The organism is Nocardia sp. NPDC019219 (assembly GCF_040632645.1).
Lineage (GTDB): Bacteria > Actinomycetota > Actinomycetes > Mycobacteriales > Mycobacteriaceae > Nocardia > Nocardia sputorum.
In genome coordinates this window covers 31,037-51,511 of sequence record NZ_JBEYCG010000027.1, presented here as the reverse complement: position 1 = coordinate 51,511, position 20,475 = coordinate 31,037, and the positions used below count along the sequence as shown (strand labels likewise).

Sequence of the window (20,475 nt, the reverse complement as noted above, 5' to 3'; positions counted from 1 at the left end):
GCTGTGCGCGATGACTCGCCGCTCGGATAGGGTGGTCTTGTTACCGACGAGTAGGCAAGGGCGACACGGACTGGGGCGCGGGCGGTCGATCCGCGGCGGTTCGCCTAGCCTGGACCTGAACGCTCGATCGCACACATCCGCGTCGGCTGGAGGAGTCGAGCATGGCCAATAAACCGGATACGCAGTTCCTCGGCCCGGAGCAGCGCAGGGCGGCCTGGGAGCGCTTCGGCAAGGATCATTTCGATGTGGTCGTCGTGGGCGGTGGCGTGGTCGGGGCCGGCATCGCGCTGGACGCCGCGACCAGGGGTTTGCAGGTGGCCTTGGTCGAGGCCCGGGATTTCGCGTCCGGGACTTCCAGCCGGTCGTCGAAGATGTTCCACGGCGGGCTGCGGTACCTCGAACAGTTGGAGTTCGGGCTGGTGCGCGAGGCGCTGCGGGAACGCGAGCTCACGCTGTCCACCCTGGCGCCGCACCTGGTCAAGCCGCTGCGGTTTCTGTACCCGCTGACCAATCGCGTGTGGGAGCGTCCGTACGTGGCCGCCGGGCTCGTGCTCTACGACACCATGGGTGGATCCAAAAGCGTTCCCGGGCAACGGCATCTGAGTCGCGCGGGCGCGTTGCGGCTGGCGCCGGGGTTGCGGCGCGACTCGCTGATCGGCGGGGTCAGCTACTACGACACGGTCGTCGACGACGCGCGTCACACCATGACGGTGGCGCGCACGGCCGCGCACTACGGCGCGGTCATCCGCACGTCCACCCAGGTCGTCGGGTTCGTGCGGGAGGCCGACCGGGTGATCGGTGTGAAGGTGCGCGACACCGAGGACGGGCGCAACGGCGAGGTCCGCGGCCATGTGGTGATCAACGCGACCGGCGTGTGGACCGACGAAGTGCAGGCCCTGTCGCATCAGCGCGGCCGGTTCCACGTGCGGGCCTCCAAAGGGGTGCATATCGTGGTGCCGCGCGATCGGATCGTCAGCGACACCGCGATCATCCTGCGCACCGCGACCTCGGTGCTGTTCGTCATCCCGTGGGGTGCGCATTGGATCATCGGCACGACCGACACCGAGTGGAATCTCGACCTCGCACATCCGGCCGCGACCAAGGCGGATATCGACTACCTGCTGGAACGGGTGAACGAGGTACTGGTCACGCCGCTCACGCCGGGAGACATCGACGGCGTGTACGCGGGCTTGCGCCCGCTGCTGGCGGGGGAGAGCGACGAGACCTCCAAACTGTCACGCGAACATGCGGTCGCCCGGGTCGCACCGGGCCTTGTCGGCATCGCGGGCGGCAAATACACCACCTATCGGGTGATGGCCATGGACGCGGTGGACGAAGCGGCGCAGGATATTCCGGCCCGGGTTTCGCCATCGATCACGGCGAAGGTGCCGCTGCTGGGCGCCGACGGCTACTTCGCGCTGGTCAACCAGACGGTGCAGCTGGCCGAGACCTACGGGGTGCATCCCTACCGGGTCAAGCATCTGCTCGATCGGTACGGTTCGCTCATCGCCGACGTCATGGCCTTCGCCACGGACAAACCCGAACTGCTGCAACCCATTACGGACGCGCCGTCCTATCTGCAGGTGGAGGCGGTCTACGCGGCGGCGGCCGAGGGCGCGCTGCATCTCGACGACATCCTGGCCCGGCGGACCCGGATCTCGATCGAGTACCCGCATCGCGGCAGCAACTGCGCCGAGCAGGTGGCTCAGCTGGTCGCGCCCATCCTGGGCTGGGACGAGGAGGAGGTCGACCGGGAGGTCCAGACCTATCAAGCGCGAGTCGACGCGGAGATCCACTCGCAGACCCAGCCGGACGACGCCTCCGCCGACGCCCTGCGCATCGCCGCCCCGGAGCCCCGCCCGGAGATCCTGGAACCGGTGCCGGCGGAGGGCTGAGCCGCGCGACCGCGCCGTCACTCTGATCACTGCTCGTCGGCGGGGGCCTCGACGCGCATCGCCCAATCGACCAGTGAACGCAGATAGCGCAGCACCAGCTCGTCCGGGTACTCGACCGGATCGACGAGGTGCAGCCGGGCCAATTCCTCCGTGGCGGCCAACAGGATTCGCTCCGTCGGACCGTCCGGATCCACGGGTCTGCCGAGTTGCCCTCTACGCTCCAGCAGGGTGACCTGCTTGCCTGCCTCCGCCAGCCAGACCGCCGAGGCGAGCCCGGGCGGGCCGCCGCCGATCATCACGTATCGCCGTGGGTCGCTCATGGTGCCCGCGGATCAGCCGGCCGGGGCGGGCTGGCAGTGCGGACAGAAGAAGATGCCGCGTTCCCGCTGTACGACGCGGTCGTAATCCGGTGCGGTGTCCCCGAGCAGGTCGGCGACCAGCGGCGTGCCGCAGCGCTGGCACGGCCGGTGCGTGCGGCCGTACGCCAGTGGCCGTCGTGGGGGCCGCTCGACCGCTTCGGTCAGGATGCGGTGTGCCTCGTTGACCATCGCCAGCAGATCGGGGACGTCCCCCACCCTGGTGGCGGGGTGGACGCGGCGCAGGAAACAGACCTCGCTGCGGAAGATGTTGCCGATCCCGGCCAGATTGCGCTGGTCGAGCAGGGCGACGCCGATGGGTTGATCCGGATACCGCTCCAGCCGCCGGACGGCTTCGGCCGCATCCCATTCGGGCCCGAGCAGGTCCGGCCCGAGATGGTCGACGACGCGGTGCTCGTCGCGCACTCGGACCACCTCGACGGTGCCCAGCGAGAACCCGACGGCCTCGACGTCCGCGGTGCTCAACACGACCCGTGCGGCCACACGAGGTTTGGTCCAGCGCTGTCCGCAGTGGAACACGCGCCAGCTGCCCTCCATCTTCAAGTGCGTGTGCACGCTGACACTGGGTGTGCGGATGAAAAGGTGCTTCCCGTAACTGCCGACGCTTTCGACCACCTGTCCGCGCAGATCGACCGTCGCGTATCGCGGCACCCGGAAATCGCTGCGCGTCAGTTCTTTTCCCGCCAAAGCGGCGCGAAGCCTTTTGGCGGCCAGAAAGACGGTGTCACCCTCAGGCATACGACCCCGGTGTGCTGACGGGGTCGACTGCGTTCCGGATCTGCCGCACCGGGGTCTCGCCGCTCACGGGCGGCTCCGGAGGCGGAGTCCGCGCGGGGTGGCGGAGAAGCCCGCCTCGGTCAAGAAACCGGCGAAGGTGTTGCCGTGCACCGTGTCTCCGTTCACGCGGTCGATGACCAGCGAGTCCACCTGCCGGCGCCGGACCAGGTCGGCGAGCGCTCCGGCGGCGGCCCGGCGGGCGTCGGGGTCCTCGGTGAAAGTGAGCAGGGTCTTGCCGCCCCGCTCCAGATACAGGACAAGTTCGCCGTCGACCAGCACGACCAGCGCTCCGGCCTTGCGGCCCGGGCGGTGGCCGCCCTCGACATCGCTCTTCGGCCAGGCCAGCGCGGCGCCGTACGGGTTCGCGGGATCGGACGCGGCCAGCGCCAGCACCGTGCCGGTCGGCTGCCTGGACTCGGGACGAGCGCGTTCGGCGTCGAAGGAGCGCAACCGGTCCACCACGTCGGTGGTGGAGAACTGGGCGCCGCCGAGCGAATCGATGAAATAGCCGCGGCGGCAACGGCCGCGATCCTCGAACTCGGTGAGCACCCGGTACATCAGCGCGAATCCGCCCGGCACGCCCTCGTTCTGCACCGAGCCCCTGGTCAGCACCCCGTACCGCTCCAGAAGCAGATCCGCGGTCGCGTGCGCGCGCACGGTGTTGTCCGAGATCCGCTCGGGTAGCAGCGACCATCGTCCGGCGACCGAGGGCGGACCGGAACGGGTGGGCATGCTCGGCCGGGGCAGGTAGGCGCGCCCCCGCGGCGCGCGCCGGGGCGTGCGATGGGCCGTGGTGGTCCGGGTGGTGCCGGACAGCAGCGCCCGTACGGGCGCGAACGTGTCACCGGAGACCAGTCCCGCCCAGGCCAGTTCCCATAGGGCGGAGGCTACGGCGGCGTCGTCGAGCAACCCGGTGGCATCCGAGAGCTGCCGGAAGAAGTACGCGCCGCCGCCCTGGGGGACAGGTATCAGCCGTTCCACGGGAGCGCCCGAGACCGCGGGGTTCGCGTCGACCGGTGAGCGTCGGACGTTGTCCGGCCCGGACTCTTTCGGTAGTGCGGCGGATCGCCCGTCGGCGCCACGTCCGTCGAACGCGGCGCCTGGGGGCGGTTCGGGCTCGTCCAACGACACCGGAGCTCGCACGGCCTGTTCGCTAGCGGGCGGCGTCCACGGCACGAAGGTCGCGCCCAGCGCGGTGAGCAGGCGCAGCTGCACGTCCGTGAGGTCGATCTCGTCCGGCGGGGCCAGAGTGAACGGCGCCTGCTCGGCCGGATGCAGAGCGATCCAGCCGTCTTTGGCGGTGATGGCGCCGTGCCCGGACCAGATCACCTCGCCGGTCGCCATGAGTTCGTCGAGCATGGCGGGGGTGTAGTCGGGCACCCGTGCGGGCAGGACGAGCGATTCCCAGGCGGAGGCCGGAATCGGCACACCCGCGAGCTGTTCCACGACGGCCGCCACGCCGTCGACGCCCCGCAGCCCGCCGCCGCCGATGTGCTGCCAGGCCGGGAGGAAACGCCCGAACGCGGCGGTCGAGACCGGCTCGACCTCGTGCCGGGCGGCAGCGAGCGAGCGGCGGCGCAACCGGCGCAGCACCTGCGCGTCACACCATTCCGCTCCGGCCGCTCCGGGCGTGAATTCGCCTTCGACCACGCGTTTCTCGGCGGTCAGCCGATGCAGGGCGGTCGCGGCGACCGCGGTGCCCAGCCCGAACCGGGCCGCCACCGCCTCCGTGGCGAACGGGCCGTGCGTGCGGGCGTAGCGGCCCACCAGATCGCCGAGTGGATCGGCCACCGGCTCGATGAACGCGGACGGCGTGCCGATCGGCAGCGGAACCCCGAGCGCGTCGCGCAGCCGCGCCGCGTCCTCCACCGCGACCCACCAGCTACGCCCCGCGAACGACACCTCCAGCGCCCGCCGCGCGGCAACCAGGCTCTCGAACCACGCGGCGGGGTCGTCGTCGCAGCGCTCGGCGGCTTCGGCGGCGGTGAGCGGCCCGAGCAGGCGCAGCAGATCCGCCAAGCCCTCGGCGTCCCGCGCGTGCCGCTCGGGGGTGAGCCGCTGCAGTTCCCGCTCGGTCTGCTCCATGACCGCGGCGTCGAGCAGTTCGCGCAGCTCGACGCGGCCGAGCAGTTCGGCCAGCAGCCCGGAATCGAGCGAGAGCGCGGCCGCGCGCCGCTCGGCCAGTGGACTGTCGCCGTCGTACATGAACTGCCCGATGTAGTCGAACAGCAAGGCGTTGGCGAACGGCGACGGCGTCCCCGTCTCCACCTCGACCAGCCGGATCTGGCGCCGCCCCACCCGGCCGAGCAGCTCGCGCAGCGACGGCAGGTCGTAGACGTCGCGCAGGCATTCGCGCACCGTCTCCAGCAGGATCGGGAACTCGGGGAATTTGCGTGCCACGTCGAGCAATTGGGCCGAGCGCTGCCGCTGCTGCCACAGCGGGGCTCGCTTGCCCGGATCGCGGCGCGGCAGCAGCAACGCGCGCGCCGCGCATTCGCGGAACCGGGAGGCGAACAGCGCCGAGCCGCCCACCTGCTCGGTGACGATGTCATCGATCTCGTCGGACTCGAAGACGAACAGCTCGGCGCCGGGCGGATCGTCGGTGGTGTCGGGCAGCCGCACGACGATGCCGTCGTCGGACGCGTTCGGCGCGGCGTCCACGCCGAACCTTTCCCGCAGCCGCGCGCCGACGGCCAGCGCCCAGGGGGCGTGCACGGGGAGACCGTAGGGGGAGTGCAATACCAGACGCCAGTCGCCGAGCTCGTCGCGGAACCGCTCCACCACGAGGGTGCGGTCGGTGGGCAGATGCCCGGTCGCGGTGCGCTGTTCGTCCAGCAGGGTGAGCAGATTGGCGGTCGCGTTGTCATCGAGACCGGCGGATCGCATGATCTCGGCGACGCGGTCCCCCATCGGACCGACGGACGCGCCGAGCTCGGGCCCGGCCGGCTCGGCGCCGTCGGGTCGCGCCCGGCGCTTCGGCGCGGCCGTCGGTGCGCTGCCGTCGCGCCGTGCCTTCTTCCCGGTGCTCGCGGCCGATCCGGAAGCACGATCCTGCGCGACCGTGCGCACGAACTCGCCGAGCGCCGCGCCGAGTTCGGCGGGCCGCCCGAGCCCGTCGCCGTGCCAGAACGGCAAACGCCCCGGCTGCCCGAACGCGGGCGTCACCAGCACCCGATCGAAGGTGATCTCTTCGATCCGCCAGCTGGTCGCTCCGAGCGCGAACACGTCGCCGACGCGTGACTCGTAGACCATCTCCTCGTCGAGTTCACCGACTCGAGACGCCTTCTCGCCGACCATGTACACCGCGAACATGCCGCGATCGGGTATCGCTCCGCCCGACGTCACGGCCAGCCGCTGCGCGCCGGGCCGCCCGGTGAGCGTGCCAGCGTCGCGATCCCACACCAGCCGGGGACGCAGCTCGGCGAACTCGTCGGACGGATACCGCCCGGAGAGCAGGTCCAGCACCGACTCGTAGGCCGAGCGCGGCAGCGCCGCGTAACTGCCGGTGCCGCGCACGATGTCGAACCACTCGTCGACGTCGATCGGGTCCAGCGCGCACGCGGCGACGGTCTGTTGCGCGAGGATGTCCAGCGGGTGCGCCGGAATCTGGATCGCTTCGATCTGCCCGGCGGTCATCCGCTGTGACGCCACCGCGCAGTGGATGACGTCGGTGCGGTGCTTCGGGAAGATCACCCCGCGCGAGATCTCCCCGACCTGGTGCCCGGCCCGCCCGATCCGCTGCAATCCGCTGGCCACCGAGGGCGGCGCCTCCACCTGGACCACCAGGTCGACCGCGCCCATGTCGATGCCCAGTTCCAGGCTGCTGGTCGCGACGACACAGCGCAGCCGCCCGCTCTTGAGATCGTCCTCGATCAGCGCCCGCTGCTCCTTGCTGACCGAGCCGTGGTGCGCGCGTGCCAGCAGCGGCCCGGCGCCGTGGTTCACCTCGGTCGACGGGCCGAGCTGGGCGGGCGGCTCGTGCTCGGTTTCCACCGGCTCGCCGAGCCGCGCCGCGTAGGCCTCGTTGAGCCGGGCGGTGAGCCGCTCGGCCAGCCTGCGGGAGTTCGCGAACACGATCGAGGACCGGTGCTCGAGCACCAGCTCGACGATGGCCTCGTCCACGTGCGGCCAGATCGAGCCGGGCTGGTCGGAATCGCCCGGCTCGGTCATGTCCGCGACCGGCACCCGCACCGAGAGGTCGAATGTCTTCGGCGCGGGCGGCGCGACCAGCGTGATCGGCGCGTTGCCGACCAGGAACCGCCCGACCTCCTCCGGTGGACGCACGGTCGCCGACAGCCCGATGCGCTGGGCGGGCCGCTCGGTCAGCAGATCGAGCCGGGCCAGGGACAGCGCCAGATGGGCACCGCGCTTGGAACCGGCGATCGCGTGCACCTCGTCCACGATCACCGTGCCCACGTCCCGCAGTGTTTCCCTGGCGGCCGAGGTCAGCATCAGGAACAGCGACTCCGGCGTGGTGATCAGGATGTCCGGCGGGGTGCGCAGCATGGACCGCCGGTCGGACGCGCTGGTGTCGCCGGACCGAACCCCGACGGTGATCTCCGGCGGCTCCAGGCCCAAGCGCTTGGCGGTCTGGGTGACGCCGACCAGCGGCGCCCGCAGGTTGCGTTCCACGTCCACCGCGAGCGCCTTGAGCGGGGACACGTACAGCACCGAGGTGCCCGCCCGCTCGGGCCGCCGCTCCCGGGTGGCCAGCTGGTCTATCGCCCAGAGGAACGCCGAGAGCGTCTTCCCGGAGCCGGTCGGCGCGACGACCAACGTGTGCTCGCCCGCCGCGATCGCCTTCCAGGCCCCCAGCTGAGCGGAGGTCGGCGCGGGGAACGCGCCGTCGAACCACTCCTGGGTCGCGCGGGAGAACTGGGCCATGGATTCAGTGTGCACCGGCCCACCGACAAGCACGCCCGTACCGTTTCGCGAGCGAAGCGGGAGCAATCGCCGACGCCGGGCCGTACGCTTCCACAGGTGCAAAAAGTGCTCAGACTCGACCTGGTCAGCCATGGGATGACCGAGGCGATGCGGAAGGCACGTTTCCCGGTGGACGAATCGCTCACCGAGGCGGGCAGGCGGGCGGTGGCCGAGTGCGGACCGCTCACCGCCGCGCGAGTGCTCACCGGGCCGGAACGCCGGACGGTGGAGACCGCGGCGTTGCTGGGTTTGCCGGGGGAGGAGGACAACCGGTTGCGCGACCTGGACGCGGGCGCATGGCGCGGTGGCGAACTGATGTCGGTGCCGCAGGACGAGCTGTACGCCTGGCTCACCGACCCGGCGTTCCGCGGGCACGGTGGCGAGTCCGTGCTGGACGTGATCCAACGGACCAGGCTGTGGATGGCCGAGGTGGCCGCGCAGTCCGTGTCCACGATCGCGGTCACGCACCCGGCGGTGGTCAGGGCCGCGTTGCTGGTGACGCTGGACGCTCCGCCGAAATCGTTCTGGCGTATCGACATTCCGCCGGGCAGCATCACCCGGCTGCACTATCGCGGCGAATGGACGCTGCACTTCACGGCCTGACGGCTGCTGATCTCAGTCCGAGGGAAGGCGTGGCATCCACGCCACACTGGGCTAGTGTCTGAGACTATGGGTAACAACAATAGGTCGCAACGGCGCGGCCTGGCCATCGGGTGCGGTGGCGCCGTGGGGGCGGCGTGGATAGTCGCCGCGCTCGCCGCCGCCCGCGACGTGCTCGACTGGGATCCGCGCGAGGCGGACGTGCTGATCGGCACCTCGGCCGGCGCGGAGACGGTCACGCTGCTCGGCAGCGGCGTCTCGGTGGACGACCTGGTCGCCATGCAGCGCGGCACGGCGACCGACCCCGTCCTGCGCGAGCACGGCGCGGCCGAGCCCGGCCGGTTTCCGCCGCTGCCGCGCCCGCGACTCGGCTCGCCCCGGCTGCCGCTGCGCCGCCAGGAGCCGGGCCAGGCGCTGCTGGCCGCGGGCAGCGGACTGCTGCCGGTCGGCGGCGGCGACGCGGGGTGGCTGGGACGGCTGGCCGAACGGCTGAACCCCGGCCGCGCGTGGGTGCCGCATCCGGCGACCAGGCTGGTGGCGATGGACTACGCGACGGGCGAGCGGGTGGCATTCGGTGCGCCGGGTGCCCCCGCCGCGACCATCGGCGAGGCGCTGCGGGCGTCGTGGGCGATTCCCGGCTGGTTCCCTCCGGTCACCATCGCGGGCCGTCGCTTCGTCGACGGCGGCGCGGGCTCGACCGCGTCGGTGGACCTGCTCGCCGCCGAGAAGCTCGACGAGGTCCTCGTGCTCGCGCCGATGGCCTCCGGGGCCCGGATTCCGGCCACCGGCCCCGGGCACCTGCTGGAACGGCAGCTGCGCAACCGGATGAGCGACAAGCTCCGCGCCGAGATCGCCCAGTTGCGCGCGGCGGGCACCAAGGTCCTCTTCGTGGGTGCGTCCGCCGACGACCTCGCCGTGATGGGACCCAACTTCATGGACGGCCGCCGCCGTCCGGCCACCTTCGAGCACAGCCTGCGCAGCACGCGCCGCGCCCTCGAGCGAGGAGCATTCGTATGAACATCTTCGGATCCGGTTACCCGGCGATCGACCTGCGCGCGGCGACCGTCCTGATCACGGGAGGCGCGCGGGGCATCGGCCGCGCCACCGCGGAATCGTTCGCCGCGAAAGGATCCCGCGTCGTGCTCGCGGACGTGGACAAAGCCGCCGCCGACGCGACCGCCGCCGCGATCGGGGCGAGCGCGTTCGAGCTCGACGTGCGTTCGCGTGGACAATGGGACGCGGTCGTCGCGGCGGTCGGCGAGGTCGACGTGCTGGTCAACAACGCCGGTGTCATGCCGGCGGGAGCGTTCCTGGAGCAACCGGACGTGGTCGGTCAGGCCACGCTGGACATCAACGTGTGGGGTCTCATCCACGGCATGCGCGCCGCCGCGCCGGGCATGATCGAACGTGGCCGCGGGCACATCGTCAACGTCGCGTCCCTGGCGGGCAAGGTCCCGATTCCCGGGCTGGCGGTGTACAACGCCAGCAAGTTCGCGGCGGTCGGCCTCTCGGCGGCGACCCGGCTGGAATTCGCCGGGCAGGGCGTCAGTGTCAGCTGCGTGCTGCCGTCGGCCGTGCGGACCCGCCTCTCCTCGGGACTGGCCCTGGGCCACGGTATGCCGACCGTCGACCCGGAGGACGTCGCCGCCGCGATCCTGCGCACCTGCGCCACTCGCAAAGCCGAGGTGGCGGTGCCGAATTACCTCGGACCGCTGGACATCGCGCTGGCGGCCGCGCCGGAACGCGCGGTGCGCCTGATCCGCGGCCTGTTCGACGGGGATCGAGCCTTGCGCCCGGCCGACGAGAAGACGCGGGCACAGTACGAGCAAGAGGTGCGGTCCATCAGCTGATCGAACGAAAAATGGCCCGGGAGAATGTCTCCCGGGCCGTTCCCGTCCGGTTTCAGCAGCTGGTCGGTGCGGGTTCGCCGCGGAACCTGGCCTCCACGTAGTTCCACGCGTCGCCGAATCCGGCGGCCGCCGCGGTCATGTGCTCGGAGATGTCGACGGTGTGGAACTGTACCGGCGCACCCGCCTTGCAGTACCGGGCAGCGACCTCGGCGACGGGCGGATAGAAGGTGAGCTCGTCGTAGCGGCCCTGCCAGATGTAGGTCGGCACCGTCGGCACGCCGTCGAAGTACCGCAGGCTGTTCTCCCGCAGGACGGCGTGTGCCTCGGGGCTGTCCATCAGGCTCTTGGACGCCGCCATCTGCTCCGCGCTGCGGAAAGCGCCGTGGAAGAGCAGGAACCGCCGGCACGCGTCATGCGTGAATTCCCGGAACCACAAACCGTTCTCGTTGAGCTGATCGGAGATCGGCAACCGGTCCGGGTACTCCCGCTCGAGCCCCATGGCGGCGGCGAAAGCGAGGCCGAATCCGGGGTGCGGGTCGAAGCCGAGCGACATCGCCATTTGCTCGAGGTCGGCCGGGATGCCGCCGGCCACGGCGGCGGTCAGCTTCAGATCCGGCGCGTAGGTGGGTTGCAACGCGGCGGCCCAGGAGGTGGCCATGCCGCCGCCGGAGTAGCCCGCGAGGGCGACGGGGGAGGAGGACAGACCGAGCTCGGCGACCTTGCGGACGGCCTTCACGCTGTCGAGGGTGATCATCCCGGCCAAGCGCGCGGCGCCGTAAGCGGAGGTGGGCCCCAGGTAGTCCGGCAGCGAGATCGCCCATCCGCGCCCGATCGGCAGCATCGCGCCGACCGCGTCCTGCAGTTCGCCGTTGAACAGCGAGCGCGACGGATTGCACTGGGTGCCGAGGGAATTGATCAGCGCCTGGTAGGAGACCAGCGGCGGGTTCTTCACCCCGGCGGGCAGCAGGACCGTCGTGATCGCCATGACGGGCTTGTCCTGCGAATTGGTGGAGCGGAAAGCCACCTGCCAGCCCTCGGTCCCGACATACATACCGGTGTCGATCCGGCGGGCCCGCACGACGTCGCCCGGAGCGAGCGCCCCTAGATCGGGCGGTGCCGTGTAGAAGGGATCGGGATCGGGAGTGGGATACAGGGGCTGAGCCGTCGCTGGCAGGCCGAGCAGGCCGAGCGAGACGATGCTCACCAGCAAGATCGCGATCCGGAACGGAACTCTGGACACGGGTTTCCTTCGAAAGTCAGCCGTCACCGACCCACCGCCCCGCGGGCACGCCGCGGTGTCGGTGTTCCGGACGGACCGGCACTACACGGAAAACCGCAGCGAACGCTCGCTGCGGGACGGAGCAGAAGGAACCGCCGCCGGAAAGATACTGAGTCGATCATGGCGGACTGCCGCACCTCCTTCGACTCCGGGACCGCCGGTAGCCGCGAAGGCGGCACCATCCGCTGCGAAGATAACGCTCCGCCGATCGGAGCGTCGCACCGGAACAGGCGAACCGGACATGTCACAAAGCGCATGCCCCGCCATTCGACAAGATCACTAAGGGAGGTGGCCTGCCCGGTCGCGCACCGAATCGTCCGCAGGTCGCGTGGCTCATGCGAAGCTGAGCACCGGACGAGCGCCCAGGGGGCGAAGCAGGTCGACCACGACCACGCCGTACTCGCGTTTCTGCTCCGGATTCGCGCCCTGGCACGGCGGCATACCGCGATGCAGGCCACGGATCAGTCGCACGCTCACCAGATCGGCCGATTCTTCCACGCGCGCGGTGAATCCGATACTCGGACAGCCGACCGGGCCGGGAATGTGGATCGCGAGCTTGTTCGTCCCGTCCTCGGTGTCGTACTCGGAGAAGGGCATGGCCGAACTGGGTTCCAGATCCGCGGCATGCGGGATGACCACCATCGTTCCGCCCGCGTAGGTGCGCGGACCGGGGTCGGCTCGGGTCCCGGCCGCGGCTTCCGCGGTGCGCTCCGGTGTGGAGGGGGCAGCCGGGTCCGCCTGCTGGCCGCACGCGGTCAGCGACCCGAACGCGATGGCGGCGAGGAGCGCCGCACCCCTCCTGAGCATTGACACCTTTCCACCTTCACACAGGTGGGCGCGGGTGCGGCGGAGGAAACGCGGCGTGGCACCCGCTCGGCCCGCCGACGCCGCGACGCTGTGCTGTGCGCGTCATCACATCGACCTCGCACTGTGCTTAGGTTGTGCCCACTGCGGCTGCGAACAGTTGGGCAGATTGCTCAATATGAAGAGTCAAGGTTGTGCGTTCAGATCTTCACAGACACCATATCGGCAACAAGTGCTCAACGATGCGAGGTGCCGAACCGGCGCCGAGCGGACGGGTGGATCTGATGACCGAGCTCGCCGACCGCGATCTGATCGCAGCTCCCTACGACCTGGCCGACCGTTACCGCGTCGGCTCGGGGACGGTTGTCCTCACCGGCGTCCAGGCCATCGCGCGCCAGCTGGTCGAGCAGCACGTGCGTGATCTGCGCGCGGGCCTGCGGGTGGGCACGTTCGTCTCCGGTTACCAGGGCAGTCCGCTCGGCGGCGTCGACAAGATGCTGGCCGGCATGCCGGAGGTCCTGGCCGAGCACGACATCTCGTTCGTCCCGGGGTTGAACGAGGAACTGGCCGCGACCTCCGTGTGGGGCAGTCAGGCGGACCTGCCCGCGGGCACGGCGACCCACGACGGCGTGGTCGGCGTCTGGTACGGCAAGGGCCCCGGCCTGGACCGCGCGACCGACGCGCTGCGGCACGCCAACATGTACGGCGCGAATCCCCGCGGCGGCGTCCTGTTGCTGGTCGGCGACGACCCGGCGGCCAAGTCCTCCACCGTGCCCGCGGTGAGCGAGCGCTCGCTGGCGGCGATGAACATTCCCGTGCTGTTCCCGCGCAACGCACGCGAGATCATCACCATGGGTCTGCACGGGGTCGCGCTGTCGCGCGCCTCGGGCTGCCTCGTGGCGCTGAAGATCGTCGCCGACGTCGCCGACGGCGCCTGGACCGTCGAGGGTTCGGTGGGTGACATCGATATCGTCGTGCCCGAAATCGACTGGGCGGGAGCGCGCTTCCGTTACCGGCAGCGTCCGATGGCCGCGCCGGCCGACAGCCTGCTCGCCGAGGCCGATCTCTACGGTCCCCGCTGGGAGCTGGTGCGCGCCTACAGCACACGCAACGAGTTGGACGTGATCGAGGTCCATCCGGCTCGCGCCACGATCGGCATCGCCGCCACCGGGACCACCTTCGACGCGGTCCGCCAAGCCCTGCTCGACCTCGGCGCGGACGACGAGGCGTTGCACGCCGCGGGGATCCGGCTGTTGCGGATCGGCATGCCCTATCCGCTCGCGCCCGAACGGGTCCGCGAGTTCGCCGCCGGGCTCACCCGGCTGATCGTCGTCGAGGACAAGACGGCATTCGTCGAGACCCAGGTCCGCGAGATCCTGTACGGCGTTCCGGGTGCGCCCGAGGTCCTCGGCAAGCGCGACCACGCGGGCCGCCCGCTGTTCGGCGCCGATGGCGAACTCACTTCCGGGCGCATCGCCGCACCGCTGCGCCGCGTACTCGACGGCCATCTGGAGATGAGACGTCCACTGCCGCAGCCGCTGTCACTGTCCGTGCTGCCCGCCAAGCGCGCGGCCTACTTCTGCAGCGGTTGCCCGCACAACCGCTCCACCGCCGTCCCGGAAGGATCGCTGGCGGGCGGCGGTATCGGCTGTCACACCCTGGTGACCATGTCCGGCCGGAACGACAGCAAGGTCACCGGGCTGACCCAGATGGGCGGCGAAGGCGCCCAGTGGATCGGCCAAGCGCCGTTCACCGACGTGCCGCACCTGTTCCAGAACATCGGCGACGGGACGTATTTCCACTCCGGCCAGCTCGCCGTGCAGGCGTGCGTCGCGGCGGGCGTGAACATCACGTTCAAGCTGCTGCACAACGACGTGGTCGCGATGACCGGCGCGCAGCACGCCGAGGGCGCGCTCACGGTGCCGATGCTCACCCACAAACTCGCCGTCGAGGGCGTACGGCGGATCATCGTCTGCGCCGACGAGCCGGGGCGATACCGCAAGCGCGATCTCGCTCCCGGCACGCTGCTGTGGCACCGGGACCGGCTCGACGAAGCGCAGCGCGCGTTGCGTGAGATCCCCGGCGTCACGGTGCTGATCTACGACCAGCACTGCGCGGCCGACGCGCGGCGGCAGCGCAAGCGGGGCGCCTTGCCGGTGCGCCGCACCCGGGTGGTCGTCAACGAGGCGGTGTGCGAAGGCTGCGGTGATTGCGGCGTGCGGAGCAACTGCCTGTCGGTGCAGCCGGTGGACACCGAGTTCGGTCGCAAGACCCGCATCGACCAGACCTCCTGCAACACCGACTACAGTTGCCTGAACGGGGACTGCCCTTCGTTCGTCACAGTAGAGCTGGCGGACCCGGCGAAGCGGAAACGGCGCGGGACGAACAGGCCGCAGCAGCCGCCGCGGCTGCCGGAACTCGTGCACGAACCGCCGACAACCACGCAGAACGTCTTCCTCGCCGGGATCGGCGGCACCGGCATCGTCACCGTGAACCAGGTGCTGGCAACCGCCGCGCTGCGCGCCGGATACGAGGTGGCGAGCCTGGATCAGATCGGCATGAGCCAGAAGGCCGGCCCCGTGGTCTCGCACCTGCGTTTCGCCGCGGGCGCGCTGGAGCCCGCCAACCGCCTGGCCCCCGCCTCGGCCGACTGCCTCCTGGCCTTCGACCTGCTGACCGCCACCGACAACAAGAACCTGGCCTACGGTTCCGCCACGACGACCGTGTCGGTCGCCTCCACCAGCAAGACGCCGACTGGCGACATGGTCTACGACAAATCCGTGGCCTATCCCGACGAGGCGATGCTGCTGGAGCGTCTGGGGCAGGCGTCGCGCTCGGTTCGGGCCTTCGACGCGCTGGCCGCCGCGGAAGTCCTTTTCGGCAACACCGCCGCCGCGAACTTCCTGCTGGTCGGAGCCGCCTACCAGACCGGCGGCCTGCGGTTGCCTGGCGCCGCGATCGAAGAGGCCATCGGGATCAACGGAGTCGCGGTGGAGGCGAATCTCGCGGCCTTCCGCTGGGGGCGAGTCGCGATCGCGCGACCGGAGGAGTTCGCCGCCGCGACCACGCGCCGCAAACCCGAACGCGAGCCGGTGACGGTGCCCGCGGACCTGTTCGAGGGGTTCACCGCCACGGGAGAGGTGCGGCGGCTGGTCGAGCTGCGTGCGATCGAACTGATCGGTTTCCAGAGCGTGGCGGTGGCCCGCGATTACGTCGCCGCGGTACAACGCATCTGGGATGCCGAGCGCCGGGTGACCGACCGGACCGAGTTCAGTGAGCAGGTGGCGCGCGGCCTGTACAAGTTCACGGCGTACAAAGACGAATACGAGGTGGCGCGCAGGCTGACCGATCCGGTGTTCCTGGCCGAGGTCGCCGAGCAAGTACCGGAGGGGGCGAACCTCACCTATCGGCTGCACCCGCCGGTCCTGCGCGCGATGGGCCGGAAGAAGAAGATCGGGATGCGGCCGGGCAGCCACTTCGCCCTCCGCTTGCTGGCGCGCGGTAAGCGTCTGCGTGGCACCGCCTTCGACCCCTTCGGATACGCCCACGTGCGGCGGGTGGAACGCGAGCTGCTGGCGCACTACACCGCGATGGTGGCGGATCTGGCGTCGGTGCTGGATCCGGCGGGCTACGACCGCGCGGTGCGGGCCGCGGCGCTCGCCGACGTGGTGCGCGGGTACGAGGACATCAAGCTCGCCAACGTCGCGCTCTACAGCGAACGCCTGCGGGAGCTCGGTATCGAGCCGCCGCGCTGCTAGCGGGGCTCCCTGCGGCGAACTGCCCGACCGACCACCGTCTCACTTCGCGTAGCCGGTCACCTTGCCGATCCACGCGATGAAATCCTCGGGGTCTTCGTTGCTGCCGTGCCCGGCGTCCCAGTACATCGCGGCGTCGACCTCGTCGCCCAGATTCTCCAAGCTCGCGGCGAGATTGCCGACGATCGTCAGCGACGTATCGGTGTCCTTGGTGCCCACGCGGATCCACCAGTGCTTCGCGCGGGCGGCATTCCGCTGTCGCAGAAAGAACATCGGGTTCATCATGCTGATCTTCTCGGGCAGGTCGCTGTCGAGCTGCGCGCCGGGGTCGCCGGTCGCTCGCCGCAGACTGAACAGGGTGAAGTGCCTGGCCTTGACGGTTCCCCCGCCGAACTCGTTGTTCTCGGGCGAGGACAGGTCGAAGGCGTCGAACGCGGGCACGCCCTTCTGCCGCACGCCGACGTGCGAGAGGTAGTCCGGCCAGGTGAATTCGGCGCGATCGCCCGCCCACGTGATCCAGCTGTTGGCCGCCAGGTAGCTGGAACGGTCGGCGTCCGGCAGCGCGGTCAAGTAGGCGGTCGCGGCCGGTTCGAGGTAGGTCCGCGCCAGGTAGTCGCCGTAATTGCGGGCCGTGAGGGGTCCGAATCCGTTCCGCCCCTGCAGGGCCAGCGACGCCTGATAGTTCGTGAACGCCGTGCTCAGCTCGCGCGAGGCGGCGGCGTCGAGTGCGCCGGAGCGCAGCGGGTTGGCGCCCCAATTCCACTCGTAGGCCATGTCCGCGTGTTCGAGATCGGTGACGGGGCAGTAGGGAGCGGCGGCGAAGACGGCATCGCTCGCGTCCGCCGCGCCGAGTTCGGCGAGATACCGGTCGTACATCCGGCTGTCCCCGGACACCGCGAGCAAGGCGGACAGCGCGCCGCCCGCGCTGACACCGGTGGCCACGATCCGGTCGGTGTCTCCCGGCACGCGGCCCGCGTTGTGCCGCAGATACCGCACCGCGGCTTTCAGATCCACGATGGCCGCGGGCGCCACGCCGAAATACGTGCCGTCCGGCGCGACCAGGTCGCGACCGCGCGCACCGGGTTCCACGACGACATAGCCCGCCGTCAGGGCGAGGTCCCGGTTCCTCATCCGATCCCCGCCGTCGTCCGGTGGGCGGCTCGTCACCGACGACGACAGATATCCCCCGACGGAGTTGCTGAAGAGAATGGGAGCCTTGCCCGCGTCGACGGCTGCTCCGTCGATTTCGGTGGGCACGCTGACGTTCAGGCTCTGATATGCCTTGTCCACCGGCTTCGCCACATAGACGACGTTCTCGTAGAAGTGGTAGGTCACCTTCCTGTCGCGCTCGAAGGTGGCGACGGTCTTCGTCTTCGTCGTGAACGCGCCGGGATCGAAGGCCAATTCGTCCACCGCCCGCGCGCTGCCGTCCAGCAGATCGCAGCCTGCGGTGAACATCGGCACGGCGACCGCCGCCGCACATCCCTTGAGCATCGCTCTGCGCTGCACAGCTCTCTCCTTCGCGTGCGGGGGCAAGCCGTCCGGCCGCAGCGGGGAACGGGCGCGGCAGAACGATTGCGCGAAAACGAATCAGCTGGTCATCGGGTCGCCGAGATCGAAGGATAGCGGTAGCGGGCCGCGTGCTCGCGCACCTGCGCGGCCGCGCCCGACGCGTCCGCCGGAAGGGCGGGGCATCGGGCGCAGCCTGCCGGCATCGGTCACCGACCGCCAGGAGGTGTATCGGTCGGCGGTCCACCTGGCTCGCCCAGGCCGAGCGCTCGCTGGGCTCGCCGCAGGAAGAGACAGCGATCAGCCGACTTTCACCGGGACGACCGTGGCATCGGCGAATCGAGCACGGCCGATGGTCAGGGTGACCAAAGCGACATTGCCTGCCGTGGAAATCAGCGGACCGGCGATCGAAACGAATTCGAACCCGCTCACCATGAGCACCCCGAGCAGGCCGAGGCCGTTCGCGAAGGCATTCGCGGCGAAGGTTTGCCAGGTTTCCTCACGGGGTTTGGACCACACATGCCGGAGCGTGGGGATGGTGGCGATGAGATTGGCGCAGATGGCGAACAGCGCGCCGAACGCCTTTTCCTGCACGCCGACCGTCACCAGCACACAGGCGATCGACGAGAGCAGACAGGCCCGATCGATATTGTCATCCGGTCGCAGGCTGCTCCCGCGAGTCATGCCGACGGCGATGACCGCCGCGTTCATGGCCGCCGCCGCGGCGTTGATGCTCGCGGCGAGATAGCCGCCCTCGAGGTAAGCCACGATCGCGAACACCGTGTTCGCGGTGCACCAAGCCGCCCACGACGCGACGCGCGGCCGGGTCTCCCCTTCCAGTATCCCCGCCAGATACGCGATGACGCCGAACAGGGAAATGCCGATGCTGAGACACGCCAGAGACGAGCTCACATTCCAGAAATCACTCACGCGGAACATTCCTCACAGATTGTTGTCGTTGCACGCAGAGATGGCCGACGTTGGCGATCGAATCATTACGAACACGCCGAAGGGGACAAGCCGGGTGCGGTGACGAAACCGGAAGTTGCCTGCGGGAAAACACTTCGGGATGAATAGTCCGGGTGACTCGGAAGTATCGTGACACGACAACTTCGGCGTCACCAATCCACGGCGGCGACGTAACCGTCTTTTAACCCTCGATTTGCAGAAGTCGGCGGTGGTGGAGTTGGGGTGGATTATTCTGGGGAAGATTCTACTGTGAGCTACGGGACACCCGTGCGGCGAATTGCATGAAAAAGCTTGGGCCGTCGCGACAAGCGACATACCTCGGTTCGGGGGCGTGGTCGCCGAGAGTACGCGGCGAGTCTGCCCGCCGCTGCGCCGAAGCTGACGCTTCGGCGAGTTCTCTCCGAACGCTCCACCTCGGCGCGATCCGGCGACCCGAGCGTTCTTCGTGCTGATCGACCGGAACCACGTCTACGGGCGACATGCTGTGCCTGCTGGATACGACTCGGTGAAAGAGAACGGCCCGGAGCGTTGCGCTCCGGGCCGTTCGTAGTAGCGGGGACAGGATTTGAACCTGCGACCTCTGGGTTATGAGCCCAGCGAGCTACCGAGCTGCTCCACCCCGCGTCGGTATGCACAACACTACACAGGTGGCCGCGAAGTACCGAATCGTGCAGGTGAGAGGGCGTGTGGCGGGTGGATTCCCCGAGCGCGGCAATCTCTTGCGCGCGAGTTGGAACCGAACGCGCCACCACCGCGTCCAATCATGTGACAAGAAAATCAGGCCGCTGTGCCGCGGTGTGGCGATGGGCCGGGCGACCGGTGTGGCCGCGCCGAATCACCGTCGCGCCTATTGTGGCGGTACTCGAGGAGGGGACCGGGGGCTTCGCCTCTCGGTCGGAGCTCGAGTGTCACCAGCCCCGCGTACAGGGGCGGGCGTGTAGGTAAGAGGTGCGCGACAGCGCGCCGATCGAAGTGAAGGGGGCTTCCTTGAACGCCGTTCGAACCAGTCGGGATCTCGAACAAGCAACCGGGCGTGTCGCATTCGTGCACCCCGGTTTGCGCGGCTATCTGGATCCGGCGGATGGAGTGTGGGGGAGTTTGTTCGAGCCGTATTTCGAGGTGGAGTTCGCCGATTACGACGAAGTGGCCATGCGCGGGGACGCCGACGGCGCTCCGATCGTGCTACCCGTCAACAGTGAAACCCAGGCCGAAAGCCTACGTTCGGTCCGCGCCCGGCACGCCATGGGGTTGATCGTCGCGGTCACCGATGACGTCGGTGGTTACTCGACCTACGCCGCGATACGCTCCGGCGCCAGCTTCGTGATCAACGTCGCGATATCCGTCGAGCGTCAGGCCGGTCTCGTTCGCGCTCAACTCCTCGACCACACCCGCTCCGCTCCGGCGAAGCCGCTTCCGGCGGTGCTCGGTGCGGTGACCAGCCGTGCATCGAACGAACCGAAGCGGCAGCCCCTGCGCGAGCGTGCCGGTACACCGGCTACCGGTGCCGAGCCGCCCGGCCGGGACTGTTTGGACGAGTTCGACACTCGGCTGCTGCGCATGTTGCGCACGTCGATGACGGTGGCCGAGATCGCGCGCCTGCATTATCTGTCGGAGCGATCGATGTACCGGCGCATCCGCAGCCTGTACGACACCTTGGGTGTGGACAGCCGGGCCGAACTGGTCCGTGCGCAACCTCGCGGCGACGTGTCCTTTCCGCTCACCGTGCTGCGCGGCTGA

General features: G+C 69.8%; 13 protein-coding genes and 1 tRNA gene. 6 read left to right on the top strand and 8 right to left on the bottom strand.

The features are described 5' to 3' along the window. The first annotated feature begins 161 nt into the window (after positions 1-161). Positions 162-1,895 (top strand): glycerol-3-phosphate dehydrogenase/oxidase, encoded by a 1,734-nt coding sequence (locus tag ABZ552_RS33300; RefSeq protein WP_281875348.1) that lies wholly within the window; start codon positions 162-164, stop codon positions 1,893-1,895. A 26-nt stretch (positions 1,896-1,921) separates the two neighbouring features. Here the strand turns inward: ABZ552_RS33300 and ABZ552_RS33295 are convergent, their stop codons facing one another. From ABZ552_RS33295 to ABZ552_RS33285, 3 genes are all read right to left on the bottom strand, one after another. Continuing rightward, the gene (locus ABZ552_RS33295) at positions 1,922-2,215 is read right to left on the bottom strand and encodes an NAD-binding protein (protein WP_357441853.1); all 294 of its coding nucleotides are present in this window, start codon (positions 2,213-2,215) and stop codon (positions 1,922-1,924) included. Positions 2,216-2,227: 12 nt separating this feature from the next. Further along, the gene (locus ABZ552_RS33290; protein WP_281875347.1) at positions 2,228-3,010 is read right to left on the bottom strand and encodes a DNA-formamidopyrimidine glycosylase family protein; all 783 of its coding nucleotides are present in this window, start codon (positions 3,008-3,010) and stop codon (positions 2,228-2,230) included. A 63-nt stretch (positions 3,011-3,073) separates the two neighbouring features. After that, the gene (locus ABZ552_RS33285) at positions 3,074-7,933 is read right to left on the bottom strand and encodes an ATP-dependent helicase (protein WP_357441851.1); all 4,860 of its coding nucleotides are present in this window, start codon (positions 7,931-7,933) and stop codon (positions 3,074-3,076) included. A 96-nt stretch (positions 7,934-8,029) separates the two neighbouring features. Here ABZ552_RS33285 and ABZ552_RS33280 point away from each other — a divergent pair, with 96 nt between their 5' ends. From ABZ552_RS33280 to ABZ552_RS33270, 3 genes are all read left to right on the top strand, one after another. After that, the gene (locus tag ABZ552_RS33280; RefSeq protein WP_281875345.1) at positions 8,030-8,575 is read left to right on the top strand and encodes a histidine phosphatase family protein; all 546 of its coding nucleotides are present in this window, start codon (positions 8,030-8,032) and stop codon (positions 8,573-8,575) included. A 66-nt stretch (positions 8,576-8,641) separates the two neighbouring features. Further along, complete coding sequence (locus tag ABZ552_RS33275; protein WP_357441849.1) at positions 8,642-9,589, top strand: patatin-like phospholipase family protein; 948 nt, start codon at positions 8,642-8,644, stop codon at positions 9,587-9,589. Beyond that, positions 9,586-10,422, top strand: coding sequence for an SDR family oxidoreductase (locus ABZ552_RS33270; protein WP_281916710.1), 837 nt, complete (start codon positions 9,586-9,588; stop codon positions 10,420-10,422). The genes ABZ552_RS33275 and ABZ552_RS33270 overlap by 4 nt, the downstream gene beginning before the upstream one ends. 52 nt (positions 10,423-10,474) lie before the next feature. Here ABZ552_RS33270 and ABZ552_RS33265 read toward each other — a convergent pair whose 3' ends face one another. Both ABZ552_RS33265 and ABZ552_RS33260 read right to left on the bottom strand, forming a co-directional pair. After that, positions 10,475-11,632, bottom strand: a complete 1,158-nt coding sequence (locus tag ABZ552_RS33265; protein WP_357441859.1) for a lipase family protein — start codon at positions 11,630-11,632, stop codon at positions 10,475-10,477. A 402-nt stretch (positions 11,633-12,034) separates the two neighbouring features. Continuing rightward, on the bottom strand, positions 12,035-12,514 hold the full coding sequence (locus tag ABZ552_RS33260) for a hypothetical protein (protein WP_281875342.1): 480 nt from the start codon (positions 12,512-12,514) through the stop codon (positions 12,035-12,037). A gap of 275 nt (positions 12,515-12,789) precedes the next feature. On the opposite strand from ABZ552_RS33260, the gene ABZ552_RS33255 reads away from it, so the two are divergent. After that, on the top strand, positions 12,790-16,263 hold the full coding sequence (locus ABZ552_RS33255) for an indolepyruvate ferredoxin oxidoreductase family protein (protein WP_281916711.1): 3,474 nt from the start codon (positions 12,790-12,792) through the stop codon (positions 16,261-16,263). A gap of 39 nt (positions 16,264-16,302) precedes the next feature. On the opposite strand, the gene ABZ552_RS33250 is transcribed toward ABZ552_RS33255, so the two are convergent. The 3 genes from ABZ552_RS33250 to ABZ552_RS33240 all read right to left on the bottom strand — a co-directional run bounded on the left by ABZ552_RS33250 (position 16,303) and on the right by ABZ552_RS33240 (position 19,362). Continuing rightward, positions 16,303-17,769 (bottom strand): subtype B tannase, encoded by a 1,467-nt coding sequence (locus ABZ552_RS33250; protein WP_357441847.1) that lies wholly within the window; start codon positions 17,767-17,769, stop codon positions 16,303-16,305. Between the two features lie 300 nt (positions 17,770-18,069). After that, on the bottom strand, positions 18,070-18,699 hold the full coding sequence (locus ABZ552_RS33245; protein WP_357441845.1) for a hypothetical protein: 630 nt from the start codon (positions 18,697-18,699) through the stop codon (positions 18,070-18,072). A gap of 589 nt (positions 18,700-19,288) precedes the next feature. Next, positions 19,289-19,362 (bottom strand) — tRNA-Met (locus ABZ552_RS33240). Positions 19,363-19,725: 363 nt separating this feature from the next. Between ABZ552_RS33240 and ABZ552_RS33235 the strand changes: the two genes are divergently transcribed. Then, positions 19,726-20,475 (top strand): hypothetical protein, encoded by a 750-nt coding sequence (locus tag ABZ552_RS33235; protein ID WP_357441843.1) that lies wholly within the window; start codon positions 19,726-19,728, stop codon positions 20,473-20,475.

Bases quoted from the DNA above. Each gene is read 5' to 3' on its own strand.
- ABZ552_RS33300 (WP_281875348.1), top strand. From the start codon at position 162: ATGGCCAATAAACCGGATACGCAGTTCCTCGGCCCGGAGCAGCGCAGG.
- ABZ552_RS33295 (WP_357441853.1), bottom strand. From the start codon at position 2,215: ATGAGCGACCCACGGCGATACGTGATGATCGGCGGCGGCCCGCCCGGG.
- ABZ552_RS33290 (WP_281875347.1), bottom strand. From the start codon at position 3,010: ATGCCTGAGGGTGACACCGTCTTTCTGGCCGCCAAAAGGCTTCGCGCC.
- ABZ552_RS33285 (WP_357441851.1), bottom strand. From the start codon at position 7,933: ATGGCCCAGTTCTCCCGCGCGACCCAGGAGTGGTTCGACGGCGCGTTC.
- ABZ552_RS33275 (WP_357441849.1), top strand. From the start codon at position 8,642: ATGGGTAACAACAATAGGTCGCAACGGCGCGGCCTGGCCATCGGGTGC.
- ABZ552_RS33270 (WP_281916710.1), top strand. From the start codon at position 9,586: ATGAACATCTTCGGATCCGGTTACCCGGCGATCGACCTGCGCGCGGCG.
- ABZ552_RS33255 (WP_281916711.1), top strand. From the start codon at position 12,790: ATGACCGAGCTCGCCGACCGCGATCTGATCGCAGCTCCCTACGACCTG.